General features: G+C 69.9%; 18 protein-coding genes and 2 rRNA genes. 13 read left to right on the top strand and 7 right to left on the bottom strand.

The features are described from left to right. Positions 1-124: 124 nt before the first annotated feature. A 23S ribosomal RNA gene (locus tag H8838_RS05780) occupies positions 125-3,246 on the top strand. Between the two features lie 217 nt (positions 3,247-3,463). After that, positions 3,464-3,580: ribosomal RNA gene (gene rrf / locus H8838_RS05785) — 5S ribosomal RNA — on the top strand. Positions 3,581-3,680: 100 nt separating this feature from the next. Here the strand turns inward: rrf and H8838_RS05790 are convergent. From H8838_RS05790 to H8838_RS05805, 4 genes are all read right to left on the bottom strand, one after another. After that, a complete protein-coding gene (locus H8838_RS05790; protein WP_317983795.1) occupies positions 3,681-4,286 on the bottom strand; it encodes a response regulator transcription factor in 606 nt (201 codons plus the stop codon). A 14-nt stretch (positions 4,287-4,300) separates the two neighbouring features. Next, positions 4,301-5,551: a sensor histidine kinase gene (locus H8838_RS05795; protein WP_185995140.1), complete on the bottom strand. Its 1,251-nt coding sequence runs from the start codon at positions 5,549-5,551 to the stop codon at positions 4,301-4,303. Positions 5,552-5,643: 92 nt separating this feature from the next. Then, complete coding sequence (locus tag H8838_RS05800; RefSeq protein WP_185995139.1) at positions 5,644-6,387, bottom strand: ABC transporter permease; 744 nt, start codon at positions 6,385-6,387, stop codon at positions 5,644-5,646. Then, positions 6,384-7,322: an ABC transporter ATP-binding protein gene (locus tag H8838_RS05805; RefSeq protein ID WP_185995138.1), complete on the bottom strand. Its 939-nt coding sequence runs from the start codon at positions 7,320-7,322 to the stop codon at positions 6,384-6,386. The genes H8838_RS05800 and H8838_RS05805 overlap by 4 nt, the downstream gene beginning before the upstream one ends. Positions 7,323-7,482: 160 nt before the next feature. Between H8838_RS05805 and dapE the strand changes: the two genes are divergently transcribed. Genes dapE through H8838_RS05830 form a run of 5 tightly spaced genes read left to right on the top strand, consistent with a single transcriptional unit; the run spans position 7,483 to position 11,024 of the window. Then, on the top strand, positions 7,483-8,568 hold the full coding sequence (dapE, locus tag H8838_RS05810) for a succinyl-diaminopimelate desuccinylase (RefSeq protein WP_224766413.1): 1,086 nt from the start codon (positions 7,483-7,485) through the stop codon (positions 8,566-8,568). After that, a complete protein-coding gene (locus tag H8838_RS05815) occupies positions 8,565-9,320 on the top strand; it encodes an LOG family protein (RefSeq protein WP_224766414.1) in 756 nt (251 codons plus the stop codon). The genes dapE and H8838_RS05815 overlap by 4 nt, the downstream gene beginning before the upstream one ends. A gap of 37 nt (positions 9,321-9,357) precedes the next feature. Then, positions 9,358-9,657 carry a DivIVA domain-containing protein gene (locus H8838_RS05820; protein WP_185995136.1) on the top strand — a complete coding sequence of 100 codons (300 nt, stop codon included), beginning with the start codon at positions 9,358-9,360 and terminating at the stop codon, positions 9,655-9,657. 46 nt (positions 9,658-9,703) lie between these two features. Further along, positions 9,704-10,126, top strand: a complete 423-nt coding sequence (locus tag H8838_RS05825) for a hypothetical protein (protein WP_181310233.1) — start codon at positions 9,704-9,706, stop codon at positions 10,124-10,126. Positions 10,127-10,181: 55 nt separating this feature from the next. Beyond that, on the top strand, positions 10,182-11,024 hold the full coding sequence (locus H8838_RS05830) for a M14 family zinc carboxypeptidase (RefSeq protein WP_191465652.1): 843 nt from the start codon (positions 10,182-10,184) through the stop codon (positions 11,022-11,024). Positions 11,025-11,042: 18 nt separating this feature from the next. Here the strand turns inward: H8838_RS05830 and H8838_RS05835 are convergent, their stop codons facing one another. Then, positions 11,043-11,834, bottom strand: coding sequence for an enoyl-CoA hydratase/isomerase family protein (locus H8838_RS05835; RefSeq protein ID WP_181310236.1), 792 nt, complete (start codon positions 11,832-11,834; stop codon positions 11,043-11,045). Positions 11,835-11,950: 116 nt separating this feature from the next. Further along, a complete protein-coding gene (locus H8838_RS05840) occupies positions 11,951-12,760 on the bottom strand; it encodes a PaaX family transcriptional regulator (RefSeq protein WP_185995134.1) in 810 nt (269 codons plus the stop codon). A 137-nt stretch (positions 12,761-12,897) separates the two neighbouring features. Here H8838_RS05840 and H8838_RS05845 point away from each other — a divergent pair, with 137 nt between their 5' ends. The 3 genes from H8838_RS05845 to H8838_RS05855 are packed head-to-tail and all read left to right on the top strand — an operon-like array spanning position 12,898 to position 14,955. Next, entirely contained in the window at positions 12,898-13,065 is a 168-nt protein-coding gene (locus H8838_RS05845) for a DUF3117 domain-containing protein (RefSeq protein WP_082574674.1), read from the top strand. A 2-nt stretch (positions 13,066-13,067) separates the two neighbouring features. Further along, on the top strand, positions 13,068-14,603 hold the full coding sequence (locus H8838_RS05850; RefSeq protein WP_185995133.1) for a leucyl aminopeptidase: 1,536 nt from the start codon (positions 13,068-13,070) through the stop codon (positions 14,601-14,603). 16 nt (positions 14,604-14,619) lie between these two features. Then, positions 14,620-14,955, top strand: coding sequence for a hypothetical protein (locus H8838_RS05855; RefSeq protein ID WP_185995132.1), 336 nt, complete (start codon positions 14,620-14,622; stop codon positions 14,953-14,955). Between the two features lie 75 nt (positions 14,956-15,030). Here H8838_RS05855 and H8838_RS05860 read toward each other — a convergent pair whose 3' ends face one another. Continuing rightward, on the bottom strand, positions 15,031-15,669 hold the full coding sequence (locus tag H8838_RS05860; RefSeq protein WP_181310240.1) for an O-methyltransferase: 639 nt from the start codon (positions 15,667-15,669) through the stop codon (positions 15,031-15,033). A gap of 378 nt (positions 15,670-16,047) precedes the next feature. Between H8838_RS05860 and sigE the strand changes: the two genes are divergently transcribed. From sigE to H8838_RS05875, 3 genes are read left to right on the top strand one after another with little or no spacing between them, the layout of a single operon-like run. Continuing rightward, positions 16,048-16,623 carry an RNA polymerase sigma factor SigE gene (sigE, locus tag H8838_RS05865; RefSeq protein WP_309136288.1) on the top strand — a complete coding sequence of 192 codons (576 nt, stop codon included), beginning with the start codon at positions 16,048-16,050 and terminating at the stop codon, positions 16,621-16,623. Then, on the top strand, positions 16,620-17,135 hold the full coding sequence (locus H8838_RS05870; RefSeq protein ID WP_185995131.1) for an anti-sigma factor: 516 nt from the start codon (positions 16,620-16,622) through the stop codon (positions 17,133-17,135). The genes sigE and H8838_RS05870 overlap by 4 nt, the downstream gene beginning before the upstream one ends. Next, complete coding sequence (locus tag H8838_RS05875; protein WP_185995130.1) at positions 17,132-18,586, top strand: S1C family serine protease; 1,455 nt, start codon at positions 17,132-17,134, stop codon at positions 18,584-18,586. Before H8838_RS05870 ends, H8838_RS05875 begins: the two co-directional genes overlap by 4 nt. Positions 18,587-18,589: the final 3 nt, after the last annotated feature.

An 18,589-nucleotide genomic window follows, 5' to 3' on the forward strand; every position in this document is an offset into this window, starting at 1 on the left:
GGGGTGGGTTGGTGTGCTGTGTTGGGGTGTGTGGTGTGGGTGTCTGTGTGATTTTTTGTGCTGCCTGCCTTTGATTGGGGTGGGTGGCAGTGGTCTTTGTAGTTGAGTTGTTTTGACGTTGTTGAGACAAGCTATGAAGGGCACATGGTGGATGCCTTGGCACCAAGAGCCGATGAAGGACGTAGGAGCCTGCGATAAGCCCCGGGGAGTTGGCAACCAAGCTGTGATCCGGGGGTGTCCGAATGGGGAAACCCAGCTGGAGTCATGTCCAGTTACCCTCACCTGAACACATAGGGTGAGTGGAGGGAACGAGGGGAAGTGAAACATCTCAGTACCCTCAGGAAGAGAAAACAACAGTGATTCCGAGAGTAGTGGCGAGCGAAATCGGATGAGGCCAAACCATGCCTGTGTGATACCCGGCAGGGGTTGCAGGTGTGGGGTTGTGGGGCCGTTCTATCAGATCTGCCGGTCTGGTACAGAGTAAGAAATCTTCAGTGAAGTCGAAGCCGGTTGGGAAGCCGGGCCGTAGAGGGTGATAGCCCCGTAGACGTAAGCTGCAGACTCTGGAGCGTGACCCCAAGTAACACGGAACCCCTGAAATTCCGTGTGAATCTGGCGGGACCACCCGTTAAGCCTAAATACTCCTTGGTGACCGATAGCGGACAAGTACCGTGAGGGAAAGGTGAAAAGTACCCCTGGCGGGGAGTGAAATAGTACCTGAAACCGTGTGCCTACAATCCGTCGGAGCGATCCCTTGTGGGTTGTGACGGCGTGCCTTTTGAAGAATGAGCCTGCGAGTTTGCGTTGTGTTGCGAGGTTAACCCGTGTGGGGAAGCCGTAGCGAAAGCGAGTCCGAATAGGGCGTTTCAGTAGCGCGATCAAGACCCGAAGCGGAGTGATCTATCCATGGGCAGGTTGAAGCGCGGGTAAGACCGCGTGGAGGACCGAACCCACTTAGGTTGAAAACTGAGGGGATGACCTGTGGATAGGGGTGAAAGGCCAATCAAACTCCGTGATAGCTGGTTCTCCCCGAAATGCATTTAGGTGCAGCGTCGCGTGTTTCTTGCCGGAGGTAGAGCACTGGATAGCTAATGGGCCCTACAAGGTTACTGACGTTAACCAAACTCCGAATGCCGGTAAGTGAGAGCGCGGCAGTGAGACTGCGGGGGATAAGCTCCGTAGTCGAGAGGGAAACAGCCCAGACCATCAGCTAAGGCCCCTAAGCGGTGACTAAGTGGAAAAGGATGTGGAGTCGCATTGACAACCAGGAGGTTGGCTTGGAAGCAGCCACCCTTGAAAGAGTGCGTAATAGCTCACTGGTCAAGTGATTCCGCGCCGACAATGTAGCGGGGCTCAAGTCATCCGCCGAAGCTATGGCATTCATACGTTAGCTAAGCCGCATCTTCGGGTGTTGGTTCAGGTGTGTGGATGGGTAGGGGAGCGTCGTGTGGGCAGTGAAGCAGCAGAGTGATCTAGTTGTGGAGCCTACACGAGTGAGAATGCAGGCATGAGTAGCGAATGAAGAGCGAGAAACTCTTCCGCCGAATGATCAAGGGTTCCAGGGTCAAGCTAATCTGCCCTGGGTAAGTCGGGACCTAAGGCGAGGCCGACAGGCGTAGTCGATGGACAACGGGTTGATATTCCCGTACCGGCAAAGTAGCGCCCATGACGAACCTGGTGATGCTAACCATCCGAAACCATGTTGACCGGACCCTTCGGGGCGAGGCGATGTGGCAGAGCGTGGGACCCGAGCTGGTAGTAGTCAAGCGATGGGGTGACGCAGGAAGGTAGTCCAACCGTGGCGATGGTAGTCCACGGCTAAGGGTGTAGGACGAGCGGACAGGCAAATCCGCCGCTCATGTGTCTGAGACCTGATGGGGACCCCGTATGGGGGAAGTGGATGATCCTATGCTGTCGAGAAAAACCTCTAGCGAGCTATGCGCCGCCCGTACCCCAAACCGACTCAGGTGATCAGGTAGAGAATACCAAGGCGATCGAGACAACCATGGTTAAGGAACTCGGCAAAATGCCCCCGTAACTTCGGGAGAAGGGGGGCCGGATCCGTGAACCACTTTTCGTGGGGAAGCGGTGATGGCCGCAGAGACCAGGCCCAAGCGACTGTTTACTAAAAACACAGGTCCGTGCGAAGTTGTAAGACGATGTATACGGACTGACTCCTGCCCGGTGCTGGAAGGTTAAGGGGACCGGTTAGAGGAGCAATCCTCGAAGCTGAGAACTTAAGCCCCAGTAAACGGCGGTGGTAACTATAACCATCCTAAGGTAGCGAAATTCCTTGTCGGGTAAGTTCCGACCTGCACGAATGGAGTAACGACTTGGGCGCTGTCTCAACCATGGACTCGGCGAAATTGCACTACGAGTAAAGATGCTCGTTACGCGCGGCAGGACGGAAAGACCCCGGGACCTTTACTATAGTTTGGTATTGGTGTTTGGTTCGGCTTGTGTAGGATAGGTGGGAGACTGTGAACCGGCCACGCCAGTGGTCGGGGAGTCATCGTTGAAATACCACTCTGGTCGTACTAGATGTCTAACCTAGGTCCGTAATCCGGATCAGGGACAGTGCCTGATGGGTAGTTTAACTGGGGCGGTTGCCTCCTAAAATGTAACGGAGGCGCTCAAAGGTTCCCTCAGCCTGGTTGGCAATCAGGTGGCGAGTGTAAGTGCACAAGGGAGCTTGACTGTGAGACAGACATGTCGAGCAGGGACGAAAGTCGGAACTAGTGATCCGGCGCCAGCATGTGGAAGCGGCGTCGCTCAACGGATAAAAGGTACCCCGGGGATAACAGGCTGATCTTCCCCAAGAGTCCATATCGACGGGATGGTTTGGCACCTCGATGTCGGCTCGTCGCATCCTGGGGCTGGAGCAGGTCCCAAGGGTTGGGCTGTTCGCCCATTAAAGCGGCACGCGAGCTGGGTTTAGAACGTCGTGAGACAGTTCGGTCCCTATCCGCCGCGCGCGCAGGAAACTTGAGAAAGGCTGTCCCTAGTACGAGAGGACCGGGATGGACGAACCTCTGGTGTGCCAGTTGTCCCGCCAGGGGCACGGCTGGTTGGCTACGTTCGGAAGTGATAACCGCTGAATGCATCTAAGCGGGAAGCACGTTTCAAGATGAGGTTTCCCACCACGTAAGTGGGTAAGGCCCCCAGCAGAACACTGGGTTGATAGGCCGGAGGTGTACAGCAGTAATGCCTAGCCGACCGGTACTAATAGGCCGAGGGCTTGTCCCAACACCGTACAAAACCACTCAACGGTGACAAGCACCACTGCGCACAACAAAAGAGCACAAGCTGCCCGCGTCCACTAACCAGTTCCCAACCAACAAACCACCACCACAAGGTGGGGTAGATGGTTTCTGCGAACACACAACACAACAATGAGCTTGGCCCCGCCCAGCACCCAACCCACACACGTGGGGTGGGGTTGCGGGTGGGAGACCACAAGAGTTACGGCGGCCATAGCGAAAGGGAAACACCCGGTCCCATCCCGAACCCGGAAGTTAAGCCTTTCAGCGCCGATGGTACTGCAACCGAGAGGTTGTGGGAGAGTAGGACGCCGCCGGACAACACTTAGAAGAGGGACCGCCCACCGGGCGGTCCCTCTTCGCATTTCACGACCCTTTCGGGTGGCTGTGACGGAGGTACGAGCTGGGTCCCAGGGTCTGCTAGCCCAGGATGCCGCGCTGGTAGCCGGCGGCCACGGCTGCGGCGCGGTCGGTGACGCCGAGCTTCTCGTAGATCCGGACCAGGTGGGTCTTGACGGTGGCCTCGCTGACGAACAGCTCCTCGGCCACCAGCCGGTTGGATCGGCCTCGAGCCACCAGCACCAGGACCTCGCGTTCCCGCGCGGTCAGGGCGCCGGAACGGGCGGGCGAGCGTACGTGGGAGGCAAGCCGGGCCATCACGGTGGGCGAGAGCACCGTCTCTCCCGCCGCAGTGGCGCGCACACCGGCGACCAGAGCCTCGGTGGGGGAGTCCTTGAGCAGGTAGCCGCTGGCCCCTGCCTCGATCGCCGCCACCGTGTCGGAGTCGGTGTCGTAGGTGGTGAGCACCAGCACCTGGGCGCGTAGCCCGAACCGGCGGATCTCGCGGAGGGCCTCGACGCCCCCACCGCCGGGCATCCGCAGGTCCATCACCACCACGTCCGGATCGAGCTCGCGCGCTCGGGCGACCGCCGCGGGTCCGCTGTCCGCATCCCCGACGACCTCGAAGCCGGGAACCGCCCCCAGGAGGCTGCAGATGCCGTCGCGGACCACGGGGTGATCGTCCACGACCAGGATCCTGGTCATGAGGCACCCGGTTCCAGGGCGGGGAGCCGGACGGAGATCGCCGTGCCGCGTCCCGGCTCCGACTCTAGGTCGAGGACCCCGGCCAGTCGCTCCGCGCGCTGACGCATGCCGCGCAGCCCGAACCCAGGACCCACCTCGTCGGGACGGAAGCCGACCCCGTCGTCCCGCACGTCGAGGATCACCTCGTCCTCGGCGTGGGTCAGTGTGACGCCCACCCGGTCGGCTCGGGCGTGCGCGGCCACGTTGGCCAGCGCCTCCTGCGTCACCCGGACCACGGTCGCCTGCACCTCCTCGTGCAGCGGTCGCGCCTCGCCGGTGATGACCAGGTCGGCCTTCGTCTGCTGCTGCGCCCCCCACTCGGTGACCAGGGCCGCCAGCGCGTCCGGCAGCGATGTCTGGACCAGGGCTCCGGGCCCCAGGTCGAGCACGGAGCGCCGGGCCTCCGCCAGCGCACCCCGGGCCAGGACCGTGGCGCGCTCCACCCGCTCGCGGCGGACGGCGGCGTCGGGCTCGTCCTGGCTGGCCTGCAGCTGGGCCACCACCCCCGCGAGGCTCTGGGCCAGGGTGTCGTGGATCTCCAGGGCGAGCCGTTGCCGCTCCTCCTGGACCCCGGCAGCCCGGGCCTGGGCGACCACCTGCTCCTGCAGCGCGTGGTTGCTGGCCAGTGTGCGCGCCAGCTCCTGGTTGACCTGGGCGAGCTCGGTGTTGGTGGTCGCGCGCTCGGCGCTGACCTCCTCCATGCGCCGGTGCAGCAGCGTGAAGAAGAGCGCGAGACCGAGGTTGACGGCCACCAGGATCACGAAGATGGCTCCCTGCTCGGCCCCCCGGGGCGGGAACCCGCCGGCCTGGGCCCCGGCATTGGTCAGCGCGGTCGCCGCCACGCCGGCGAAGGCGGCACGGCGCCGAAAGAGGTCGAAGACGTCGAGGTAGCCGACGAACGCGAAGATCGCGAAGAGCGGGTTGAACGAGGCGAGCAGGAAGGCCAGCGCCGTACGGACGACGTACATGACCTGGAGCCGTCGTGGCGTCGGCGGCACGACGAAGGTGAACAGGGCGATCCAGGCGGCGGTGGCCGCTGCGACGGCCAGGGCCACGGGCAGGCTGACCCACGTCGTGTCCAGGCTCCCGTGCACGAACGTCGCACCCGCGGCGCCGAGACCGAGCAGGAGCAGGGGCAGGAGGCGCTGCCAGTGGTCGCGGGGCTCCCAGGCGTCCGGGACCGGTGGCGGGGCCTGGGGCGTGCTCACCGGGTCACCTTCTCATCTCGCGGGCGCTCCATGCTGGCCCTCTGCTCACCGTCTGCTGGGCCCCTGGCCTCGGTCCGGCGCATCGCCCGCGCTCAGTCCCAGCGGAAGGCGCGGACGGCCAGCAACGCCAGGCCGGCGGTCCACACGGCGACGACGACGAGGTCCACCGCGCCCGGGAAGCTGCCGGTGCCGGCCGTGTGCAGCGCCTCCGAGGCTGCGCCGAGCGGGGTGAGCACGACCGCGTCCCGGAGCAGGCCTCCCATCGCCTGCACGGGGAACCAGACCCCGGCGGTGAACATGGAGGGGAAGAAGAAGACCATCCCGATCGCGGTGCCGACCCGGACGTTGGGGGAGACGGCGGCGACCACCGCTCCCATGCTGAAGGCGGCGGCCATGGCCAGGAGCAGCGCGACGGCGTACCCCAGCACCGAGCCGGGCAGCGCGATGTCGAAGGCGAGCCGGCCCACCGCCAGCAGCAGCACGAGGGAGACCAGCACCGCCGCGGCGTGCAGCGCCGCCTGGGTGAGCAGCACCGTCCCGGGGGAGACCGGGGTGGTGCGCAGCCGACGCAGGATGCCGCGCTCCCGGTAGCCCATGAGCACCGGTGGCATCGCCATCAGGGCCGCCATGATCATCGAGAGCAGCACCGTGACCGGGATGTACAGGTCGATGGTCCGTAGCCCGCCCAGCTCCGGCTGAGGGTCGCGGAAGCTCGGGACAGCGCCCAGGATGCAGAGCAGGGCGACGGGGAAGAGCATGATCCAGAAGAGCGAGCCGGGCTCGCGGGCGAAGAGCCGGGCCTCGGTGCGCAGGACGGCGCGGGTCGGGGTGGTCATGCGATCTCCTGAGGCTGGTCGGCCGGGTCGCCGGTGAGGTCGAGGTAGGCGGTGTCGAGGGAGCCGTCGGCCACTCGGAGGCGATGGGGGACGACGTCCTGGGCGGCCAGCCAGGCCAGCACGGCCACGGCCGCGTCCTCGCTGCCCTCGACCACCACCCGGCCGACGTCGGCGCGGGCCGTCGAGACGCCGTCCAGCCCGCCCAGGGCGGTCAGGTCGACGGTGTCGCTGGGGACGAACGAGGTGACCGTGGCCCGGGAGGCTCGGCGGATCAGCCCGTCGGGGGTGTCCAGGGCGCGGATCCGTCCGTCGGCGATGATCGCGATCCGGTCGCACAGGGCCTGGGCCTCCTCCATCAGGTGGGTCACCAGGAGCACGGTCACGCCGGTCTCGCGCAGGTCGCGGACGAGCTGCCAGACGTCGTGGCGGGCCCGTGGGTCCAGCCCGGTCGTGAGCTCGTCCAGGATCGCGACCCGAGGCCGCCCGACCAGGGCGAGGGCGATGGAGAGGCGCTGCTGCTGGCCGCCGCTGAGCTTGGCGAAGCGCGCGTCGACGTGGTCGGTCAGCCCCAGTCGCTCGACCAGGCCCTGCCAGGGCACGGGGTCGTCGTAGAACTCCGACCAGAGCTCGAGCGCCTCGCGGACCGTGATCTTGTCCTGGAGCCTGCTCTCCTGCAGCTGGACGCCGACGATCCGGGTCACCTCCGCCCGCTGGGTCCAGGGGTCCAGCCCGTGCACCCGGACGCTGCCGGAGTCGCCGGTGCGCAGGCCCGCCACGCACTCGACCGTCGTCGTCTTGCCGGCGCCGTTGGGGCCGAGGATGCCGAACACCTCCCCGGGGCGCACCTCGAGGCTGATGCCGTCCACCGCGGTCCTGTCGCCGTAGGCCTTGCGCAGGTCGCTGACCTGCACCGCCGCTGTCTCGTCCTGGAACATGACCCCAATCCTGGACCGACGCAGGTCGCCGCGCATCCGGCGACCGGTGGTGCTCGGTGTCCACCGATCGGTTGACCACGCGGCACGCAGTCGTGGCTTCGGCCGCTGGCCCGTGGGCGGGTCCGGCGTGCCCGCCCGCGCGGGTGGTTGGATGGGGCGCATGTCCGACGCACGCGCCGTACCCGTCCTCGACCTGAGCCTCGACGCCGTGGCGCTCACCGAGCAGCTCGTCAACATCGAGTCGGTGAGTCACGACGAGGCGCGGATCGCGGACGCCGTGGAGCAGGCGCTACGCGCCCTCCCGCACCTCCAGGTCGTTCGGCGCGGCCACACGCTGGTGGCTCGCACCGAGCTGGGCCGCGAGGAGCGGGTCGTGCTGGCCGGGCACCTCGACACGGTGCCCGTCAACGACAACCTGCCGGCCCGGCTGGAGGACGGCATCCTGCACGGTCTGGGGACGTGCGACATGAAGGGCGGGGACGCCGTGATGCTCCGGCTCGCTGCGACTGTGCCCGAGCCGCGCCGCGACCTCACCTTCATCTTCTACGAGGCCGAGGAGGTCGCCGACGTCCACAACGGGCTGCGGCTGCTCGCCGAGAGCGACCCCGAGCTGATGAAGGCGGACTTCGCGATCCTGATGGAACCGTCCAACGCCTCGGTCGAGGCTGGGTGCCAGGGCACCCTGCGGGTCGAGGTGCGCACCCACGGCGAGCGTGCCCACTCCGCGCGCAGCTGGCGCGGGGTGAACGCCATCCACGCCGTCCACGAGGTGCTGGCGCGGCTCGCCGCCTATCAGCCGCGCCAGCCGGTGATCGACGGCCTGACCTACCACGAGGGGCTCAACGCCGTCCGGATCCACGGGGGAGTGGCCGGCAACGTGGTCCCCGACGAGTGCGTCGTCGAGGTCAACTACCGCTACGCCCCGGACCGCTCGCCCGAGGAGGCCGTCGCCTACGTGACCGAGTTCTTCGACGGCTTCGAGCTCCAGGTCACCGACCTGGCTCCGGGGGCGCTGCCGGGCCTGGACCGGCCGGCGGCCCGGGCCTTCGTCGACGCGGTCGGCGGCGAGGTGGCACCCAAGTTCGGCTGGACCGACGTGGCGCGGTTCAGCGCGCTGGGCGTGCCGGCGGTCAACTACGGCCCGGGCGACCCGCTGTTCGCGCACAAGCAGGACGAGCAGGTGCCGGTGACCGACATCCTGCGCTGCGAGGAGCAGCTGCGAGCCTGGCTGGAGGCAGACGCATGAGGGACCAGTTCAAGGGGCCGGTGCGGATGCGCCGTCAGCAGGTGGAGAACACGACCACCGACCAGCGGCTGCTGGACTCCCGGGGCCCGTCGGACTGGGTGCACACCGATCCGTGGCGGGTCATGAAGATCACCGCCGAGTTCGTCGAGGGCTTCAACGCCCTGGCCGAGCTGGGGCCCGCGATCGCGGTCTTCGGCTCCGCCCGCACCGCGCCGGAGCACCGCTACTACGCGCTGGCCGAAGCGCTGGGCCGCGGGCTGACCGAGGCCGGCTTCGCGGTGATCACCGGCGGCGGCCCGGGGGCCATGGAGGGCGCCAACAAGGGCGCCAGCGAGGCCGGCGGCGTGAGCGTGGGTCTGGGCATCGAGCTGCCCTTCGAGGCGGGGCTCAACCCGTGGGTCGACATGGGCATCAACTTCCGCTACTTCTTCGCCCGCAAGATGATGTTCGCCAAGTACTCCCAGGGGTACGTCGTCCTGCCGGGCGGGCTGGGCACCTTCGACGAGCTCTTCGAGGCGCTCACCCTGGTCCAGACCCAGAAGGTGACCTCGTTCCCGGTGGTGCTGCTGGGCGTGGACTACTGGTCGGGGCTGCTGGACTGGATGCGCGGGACCGTGCTCGCCGAGGGCAAGATCTCGGCCCCCGACCTGGACATGATCACGCTCACCGACGACGTGGACGAGGCGGTGGCCATGATGGTCGCGGCGCGCGACGGGCACGACCCCGAGCCGCGAACGGACGAGACGCCGTGAGGCATGACGAGGAACCGTCGACGAGGAGGACGCTGAGATGACGTGGTGGATCGCGGTCCTGCTGGTGGTCGTCCTCGGAGGTGTGGCGGCCGTCGCCGCCGGTCGGACCGGGAGCTGGACCGAGCCCGAGCGGGACCGGGTCAGGTCGCGGCTGCCCGAGGGAGACCTGGGCGGGGCGGACCTGCGCCGGGTCCGCTTCCCGCTCGCGGTCCGCGGCTACCGGATGGCCGACGTCGACGCGTTGCTGGACCGGCTCGCCGACCAGCTGGAGCGCACGAGCGAGCCCGACGCACCCCCGCCGGACCAGGCGGAGCAGGCGGCGACATCGCCGGAATAGGGTGTTTCCATAGCGTGATCCAGGTCTCTGGTGCACACTTCCCTGCGTGGAGTCGAAAGAGATCATCGTCTGGGTCCTGACCGGTCTGGCCCTCGTTGTCATCCTGCTGACCCGGGTGCGCCTGGGCAAGGACGAGACCGAGGGACCGATGAAGGTCAACAAGCCAGCCCTCAATGTGCACACGTTCATCGGCCTGCCCGCGTTCGCCCTCTGGGTGGCGTGGCTGCTGACGCCGAACGACTCGCTGACGGGGGGTGACGTCGCCGGCATCATCGCGCTGGCCCTGTGGTGGGTCACCTGCCTCGCGGGCCTGTCCCTGCTGATCCGTTGGCTTCCCTCGCGTGGACGACACGCCACCAACGTCGAGGAGGACAGCTGGAGCGAAGGCCCCGGCCTCTCCGTCCTCGCGCACGGCGGCCTGCTGATCGGCGTCTTCGTCTTCACCTTCTACTACCTCACGGCGGCGTGACCGCGCCTCCGGACCTACGTCGCCGCGGCCTGGTCGCGGTGCTGGGACGGGCCTGGTGGCCCGCCTCGTGACGGGCTCGTCCGGAGGCATGCTGACCGTGTTCCTCGCGGTCGGCCTGGCGGTCGGCCCCGGCTCCACCCCGTTCCTTCCCACGCCCGTCTCGGCTGCTGCCGAGGCGGGCGTGGGTGCGTCCGGGCAGACTCCGACCAGCCGCGCGGGCTCGGTCGGAGCCGGGAGGCCCACCGCGGCGTACGAGCGCCGGGTGATCGGGCGCTCGCGTGCCGGACGGCCGATCTTCGCCTGGCGGCTCGGGGAGCCCGCGGGGCGACCGGTGGTGCTGCTCTCCACGATGCACGGCGACGAGCCGACGACCCGGTCGATCCTGACCAGCCTGCGGGACGGCCGGCCGGTGACCGGGATCGACCTGTGGGTGGTCCCCGTGGTGAATCCCGACGGCCTGGCGCGTGGCACCCGGTACAACGCCCGGGGGGTGGACCTCAACCGCAACTTCCCGCACTCCTGGGCCGAGCTCGATGGGCGCTACGAGTCCGGTCCGCGCCCGGCCAGCGAGCCCGAGACGCGCGCCGTGATGCGCTTCCTGCGCCAGGTGCGGCCGAGCCGGGTGGTCAGCTTCCACCAGCCGCTGCACGGCGTGGACACCGACACCAAGGACGCCCGGTTCGCCCGTCGCCTGGCACGTGCGCTCCGGCTGCCGCCCACCCGACTGGACTGTGGCGGGGTGTGCCACGGCACCATGACCGGCTGGTTCAACGCGCGCTTCGGCGGTGCGGCGCTCACGGTCGAGTACGGAGCCCACCCGGCCCGGCACCGGATGCGGACCCGGGCGCCCCGCCAGCTGGTGGGCGCGCTCGGTGGCCGGCGTACGGGCCGGCGGTAGCTGCGCGAGGGTGGCCGGTCAGCGGCCGCGGAAGACCGGTCGCTGCTTGGCGAGGAACGACTCGACCGCTGCGAGGTGGTCCGCGGTGCCGCCGCTGAGCCGCATCATCTGTCCCTCGAAGGCGAGAGTGTCGGGCAGGGTGTGCTCCGCGGCGTACGCCAGCGAGCGACGGATCGCCCCCAGGGCGACGGTCGGCCCCTGGGCGAGCCGGGCGGCCAGCTCGCTCGCCACGCTCCCCAGCTCGTCGTCGGCCACCACGCGGCTCGCCAGCCCCAGACGGACGGCGTCGTCGGCGCGCACGGTCTCGTGCAGGTAGAGCAGCTCCAACGCCCGCTCCGGCCCGACCAACCGGGGGAGCGTCCAACTGACCCCGCTGTCGCAGGAGAGGCCCACGCGGGTGAAGGCGAAGTTGAAGGCGGCGCCCTGCGCCATGATCCGCAGGTCGCAGGCCAGGGCCAACGAGGCGCCGGCCCCGGCCGCCATCCCGTTGACCGCGCAGACCACCGGCTTGTCCATGGTGGCGAGGGTCTCGATGATCGGGTTGTAGTGACGCTCGACGGTCTCGAAGACCTGTTCGGCCTCGTGCTGACGGAGCAGCGTCACGTGCTCGTCGAGGTCCTGCCCGACCGAGAACGCCGGCCCCGCGCCGGTCAGCAGCACCGCCCGGACCTCGGGAGCTCGCGCGACCTGCACGACCAGGTCGCGCAGGCGCTCCTTGGTCTCCACGTCGAGGCTGTTCATCGCCTCCGGACGGTTGAGCGTGAGGGTCGCGACGCCGTCGCGCGTGTCCAGCAGCACCGAGTCAGCCATCGGGACAGTCTGCCCACTCCGACGCCCGTGCGTCACCCCCCACGGGTCAGCGCTCGTGGGCCAGTGCTCATAGGGCCAGTGCTCGGGGTCAGTGCTCGGGGGTCAGGGCTCGGGGGTCAGGGCTCGGGGGTCAGCTCCGGCTCGGGCCGGGCGAGGGCGCGGGCCACGAACCTCTCGGACGGGGCGCGCAGCCGCTCCGCCTCGTCGGCGAAGAATCGGGCGGCGCGATGCCCGGGCCAGTCCGAGGGCAGCAGCTCACCGGGGAGCCCGGGGTCGGCGAAGAGGAACTTGCGCCACTCGTGCACGAGGTGGAACCGAGCCGCGAACGCGCCCTCGTCGGGGTCGGCGTGCAGGGACAGGTGCCGACCGACCGACTCGGTCGCCGACGCCATCCACTCCTCGTAGGCCCGCGCGAGCCCGTCCAGGTCCCAGCAGCCCAAGGGGGTCTCCGGGGGGTCGAAGGTGGCGACGGAGGCGAAGACCGCCTCGGTCTCGCACCGCTCCAGCACCTCGGCGAGCTCCTCGTGGGGGTGTGGGCTGAGCCAGCTGTACGGGCGCAGCTCTGCGTAGCCGAGGTAGCCGAGCTCGCGCTGGAGCCGCGCCCGCTGGGTCCGGCTGCTGGGACCGGAGACCAGGACCAGCTGCCAGCGTCCGTCCCACTGGCGAGGGTGGACGCGGTAGATGCGCTGGGCGGCGCGAGCCAGGCGTCGTACCGCCTGCTCGGTGGCGGCGTAGCCGCGCCCCTCCTCCAGCAGCACCGGCTCCAGCCAGCCCTGGGTCACCATCCGGGAGATCGCGGTGCGCACCGCGGGGGCCGCGATGCCGACCGGTTGCAGCAGCCGGACCAGACCGGCGACCGTGGCGCGGTCGTCGCGGGTCGGCAGGAGATCTCCGTACACGTCGAAGAGGGCGGATCGGGCGCGCATCCACGCAGTCTTACACTGCCCGAGGATCGTGTCTGGCGACCTGTGGTGCCGGTCACCGTCCGGATAGGGGATAATGGACTGTCACGGAACTTTGCGGCCTCGCGGCCGCGCGATCAAAGGGAAGCAGAGGTGCGCTCATGGCGGCCATGAAGCCGAGGACGGGCGACGGACCGCTTGAGGTCACCAAGGAGGGGCGCGGCATCGTCATGCGCGTGCCTCTCGAGGGCGGGGGACGCCTCGTGGTGGAGCTGAACGCCGAGGAGGCCGGCGCCCTCGGTGACGCCCTCAAGGACGTCGTCGGCTGATCGTGGCCACCACGACTCCCGCCGCCCTGCCCGCCCAGGTCTCGCCGCCTGAGTTCGCGCTCTCCGAGCACGCCCCCCACGAGATCGGGGGAGTGGAGTGCTGGGCCTTCCCGGTGCTGCCCGGGGAGGACGGAGCGGTGGTGCTCGGCCCCGGCGCCGACGAGGCCGGTGGGACGCTGGGTCTCGACCTCCTCGAGGTGCTCGAGTCCGCGCGCGCCACGGGGCGCACCGGCGAGCTCACCGTCGTGCCTGTCGCGGCGGGCGACGTCCGCCTGGTCCTGCTCGTGGGCCTGGGGGACCAGTCGGTCACCGACTTCCGCCGGGCCGGGGCCACGCTCGCCCGGGCGGTCAAGGATCGCGCCAGCGTCGCCACCAGCATCTGCGCGATCGCGCCCGACGGCGCGCTGGAGGCGTTCGTCGTCGGCGCGATGCTGGGCTCCTTCGGCTTCCACTGGCGCTCCGAGGGGCCGGCGGAGCAGCCGGTGCGCCAGGTGGTCGTGGCCGGGGTCCAGGACGCCGACTCCCGGCGTCCCGAGCTGGAGCGCGCCCTGGCCCTCGGCGGTGCGGGATGGCGCTCGCGGATGCTCGCCACCGTTCCCTCGAACGTCAAGAACCCCGCCTGGATGGCCGAGCAGGCCGTGGCGGTGGCTGACGCCGCCGGCCTCGAGGTCACGGTCTGGGACGAGCAGCGGCTCGCCGAGGACGGCTTCGGCGGCATCCTCGCAGTCGGCGCGGCCTCGGCCACGCCTCCGCGGCTGGTGCGCCTGGACTACCGGCCGGCGAAGAGCTCCGGCAAGGTCCCGCACGTGGTCCTGGTGGGCAAGGGCATCACCTTCGACACCGGTGGCCTGGACATCAAGCCCGCCCAGGGCATGAGCACCATGAAGCGGGACATGACCGGAGGCGCCGTGGTGATCGCCACCATGGCGGCGCTGGCCGAGCTCGACTGCCCGGTGCGGGTGACCGGCCTCGTGCCGCTGGCGGAGAACGCCGTGGGCGGCAACGCGATGCGCCCCGGCGACGTGATCGTGCACCACGGCGGACGCACCTCCGAGGTCAACAACACCGACGCCGAGGGCCGCCTGGTGCTGGCCGACGCCATGGCCTACGCCGTCTCCGAGCTCAAGCCGGACGTGCTCGTCGACGTCGCGACGCTGACCGGTGCGATGAAGGTCGCCCTGGGCCAGCGCACGGGTGGCTTCTTCGCCAACGACGACGCGTTGGCCGAGGCGATCAGCGAGGCCGGGAAGACCGCGGGGGAGCCGGTGTGGCGGATGCCGCTGGTCGCCGACTACGAGGAGAAGCTCGCCTCCAAGGTCGCCGACGCCGACAACGCCGCCGGGGGTGCGGGCGCCATCACCGCCGCGCTCTTCCTCCAGCACTTCGCCGGGGACGTGCCCTGGGCCCACCTGGACGTGGCCTCCGTGGGCGACTCGCCCGAGGAGCGCTACGAGTGGACCACCGGCCCGAGCGGGTTCGGCGCCCGGCTCCTGCTGACCTGGCTGGCAGGCCCCGACCCCGTGGCCGGCCTGCGATGAGTCCGGCTGGTCCGCGGTGAGGGGCCTGACGGTCCGTTGGTCGCTGGCCGAGGCGCCGGACGGCGTCGAGGAGGCACTGGCGACGTACGTGGCGGAGACCTCCCACGCCCGGTTCACCGGCATGTCGGGGCTGCGGTTCAAGACCTGGCGGATGCGGGCCGGTGAGTGGTTCGAGGGGTCCTACGTCTTCGTGGACGACCAGGCCCGGGCCGACTTCGAGGAGTCGTTCCGAGCCGGCGCCGACGACTCCCCGGTCTCGCAGATCGTGGGCTCGCCCCCGATCCTGACCGAGCCGTGCGACGTGGTGGCCGTCGCCGAGGGCTGGGAAGGGTTCGAGGCGACGCCGGACTGAACGTCCGGGCGCGCCGGCCGACCAGGTCAGACCGAGCGGGCGGGGCGAGCGAGCGGTGAAGCGGGGCGGGAGGCCTCAGGCCTCGCCGGCCCACTCCTTCTTGGCCACCAGCAGTCCGTCGCCGACCGGCAGGAGCACCGGGACCAGCGACTCGTGCTCGGCCACCTGCCGGCCCAACTCGCGGATCGCCACGGTCTCCTCGTCGCGCTGCGCCGGGTCCGCGACCCGGTCGTGCCACAGGGCGTTGTCGAAGGCCACCACGCCGCCGGGACGCAGCAGGCGCAGCGCCTCCTTGAGGTAGGCGGAGTACTCCCGCTTGTCGCCGTCGCAGAAGACCAGGTCGTAGTGGCCGTCGGTGAGCCGCGGCAGCACGTCGAGCGCCGCACCACTGATGGTCCGCGCCCGCTGTGGGGGGATGCCGCCCTCGTGGAAGGTCTCCTTGGCGAGCCGCTGGTGCTCCGCCTCGATGTCGACGGTGGTGAGCACGCCGTCCGGGCGCATGCCGCGCAGCATCCACAGCCCGGAGACGCCCGTGCCCGTTCCGATCTCCACCACCGTGCGCGCCTCCAGGACCGCGGCCAGGAACCGGAGCGTGGCTCCGCCACCGGACCCGATCGGGGTCACCCCGACCTCGTCGGCGCGGGCGCGCGCGGCGAGAAGCACGTCGTCCTCCGCCACGAACTGCTCGGCGAAGCTCCAGCTGGTGGGGCTCATGGCGACGGTGATGACGACCTCCTGGGTTCGGGCGGGAGCCGGGTACGCGAGCGTCTCCCCGACCGGGCCGACTCTATCGCGTCGGTGGCCCCGTCGCCGAGGTGTGCGCTCGGCCGGGAGAAGCGATCAGCGCCGCCGCGCCGCCGCCTGCGCCCCGCCTGAGCCCCTCCTGCTCCCCGCCGGCACGTCGAGCGGCCGCCGTCCGGAACCTCGGGGTCGCGCCGAGCGTTGGAAGGGGTCACGGGGTCCGCCAGGGTCCGCACGGGCTCACAGGTTCCTCTCAGGCGAGGCGCCTACGCTCGACACCTCGAGTCAGGGAGACACAGCATGTTCGGCTCGACGCAGCATCGACGATCCCCGTCTCGTCAGGAGGCACCCGTGGAGAACCCGCCCGAGACCGTCCCGACGTGGGACGAGATCGTCGCGCGGCACTCGGACCGGGTCTTCCGTCTGGCCTACCGGCTCACCGGTGACCGGCACGACGCGGAGGACCTCACCCAGGAGGTCTTCGTGCGCGTCTTCCGCTCCCTGGACGGCTACACGCCCGGCACCTTCGAGGGCTGGCTGCACCGCATCACCACCAACCTCTTCCTGGACCAGGCTCGCCGCCGCCAGCGCATCCGCTTCGACGCGCTCTCCGACGAGCGCGCCAGCCGACTGGTCAGCGCGTCGCCGTCGCCCGACGCGGCGTACGACGACCGGACTTTCGACGACGACGTGGAGCGCGCACTCGCCACGCTCCCGCCCGACTTCCGTGCCGCCGTCGTGCTCTGCGACGTCGAGGGGCTCTCCTACGAGGAGATCGCCGCGATCATGGACGCCAAGCTGGGCACGGTGCGCTCCCGCATCCACCGCGGACGCACGATGCTGCGCAAGGCCCTGGCCCACCGGGCGCCGGCGGAGGGGCGCCAGCGGTACGCCGGTCCGACGCCCGTGCTGGGGGGCTCGGCGTGATCGGCCACCTCGGCACCCGCGTCAGCGCCCTCCTGGACGGCTGCCTGAGCCCGGCTGAGGAGGAACGCGCCTGGGAGCACGTGCACGCCTGCCACCCCTGCCGGGACGCGGTCGAGCGCGAGGGTTGGGTCAAGACCCGGCTGGCCGAGCTCACGCACTGCTCGCCGTCCACGCCCCCCGGGCTGGAGCAGGGGCTGCGCCGCTCGCTGATGATGATGGCCCCGGAGGGGGCCTCCCCGATGGAGCGGCACGCGCTCGAGGTGTCGCACGCCCGCTCCCGCTCCCGTCCCCGGCACCTGGCCGCGCTCGGGGGAGGGGCCGCCGGGGTGGCGGTCGTCGGCGTCCTGGCGCTGGGCTCGGTCCCGGCGAACGCGCCCCAGACCGACCGTCGTGGTCCGGTCACGAGCATGGTCCCGCCCAGCACCGTCAACGACACGGGCTCGACCAAGACGCCTCCGGCGCGACCCTCCTGGCTGCGCCCGGGTGGTGTTCGCGCGACACTGGTGCCGTGAACGACCACTCCTCCCGCGACGACGGCAGCGACGACTGGACTGACGGGCCCCGCGGCAACGCTGACGATGGGGTGCCCTCACCCCAGGACCGGGACGGGAACCACGACCTGACCGGCGGCTCGGAAGCACCGCCCGTCACCGAGCCGACTGCCACCGATCCGTCTGCTGCCGAAGCGCCGGTGAGTGAGCCGACTGCTCCCGGGCCGCCTCTCATCGAGCTGCCGGAGAGCGAGCCGCGCGACGCGGAGCCCACTGTTCCGCTCGAGGGAGTGGGCCCGAGGAGCCCGTGGGCGCCGCCGGTGGCGCCGTCCTCCGGTCCGGCGGGGACGCCGGGCTGGCTCGCGCAGGCTCCTCCGGCCGAAGCCCCCGGACGACCCGGCGGGCCGGCCTCGTGGATGTGGCCGGCCGTCGCCGCCGTCGCCCTGGTGGTCGGTCTGGCCGGCGGTGCACTCGGAGGCGCGCTCTACGAGGGCCTGCGCCTGGGCGGCACCGGCCTCGACCCGGCGAGCACCCGGACCGCCCCGCCGCTCGACGCGGGCAACCAGTCGGTCTCGGCGGTGGCGGATGAGCTGCTCCCGAGCACCGTGCAGGTGCTGGCCGGCGGACCGGGCGCAGGGGCCACCGGGTCGGGCTTCGTGCTCGACGACCAGGGGCACGTCGTGACCAACCAGCACGTCGTCGCGGGGTCCAGCGAGGACGACCTGCGGATCGTCGACTTCGAGGGGCGCGTCTACGAGGCCTCGGTGGTCGGCGTCAGCCAGGTCTACGACATCGCCGTGCTCGACGTCGACGGTGCGGACGAGCTCCGCGCCGCCAGCCTGGGGGCGTCCCGCAGTCTGCTGGTCGGCGATCCCGTGGTCGCCTTCGGCGCTCCGCTGGGTCTGAGCCAGACGGTGACCTCGGGCATCGTCAGCGCCCTCAACCGGCCCGTGACCACCGGCGAGAGCGACGACGAGACGTCCTTCATCAACGCGGTCCAGACCGACGCGGCGATCAACCCCGGCAACTCCGGCGGCCCCCTGGTCAACCTCGAGGGGCAGGTGGTCGGGGTCAACTCCGCGATCGCGACCACCGGGGGCATGCTCCGCGAGGCCGGCAACATCGGGGTGGGCTTCGCCATCCCGATCGAGCAGGTGCGGACCACCGCCGACCAGATCCTGCGCACCGGTGAGGCGCGCTACCCCGTCATCGGCGCCACGGTGCAGACCGGCGGCGACCGGGACAACCTCGGCGCCCGGATCGACGAGGTGCTCGACGGCACCCCGGCGGAGCGGGCAGGGCTGCGGGTCGACGACCTGGTGACCGAGGTGGACGGCGACCGCGTCGCGGACGGCATCGCGCTGATCGTGGCCATCCGGACACACCGGCCGGGCGACACCCTCGACCTGACCGTCATGCGCGACGGCGAGGAGCGCCGGGTGTCGATCACCCTCGACTCCGAGGTGGGCTGAGCC

Origin of the sequence: Nocardioides campestrisoli, from assembly GCF_013624435.2 — a bacterium.
In the GTDB taxonomy this organism is placed as follows: Bacteria; Actinomycetota; Actinomycetes; order Propionibacteriales; family Nocardioidaceae; genus Nocardioides; species Nocardioides campestrisoli.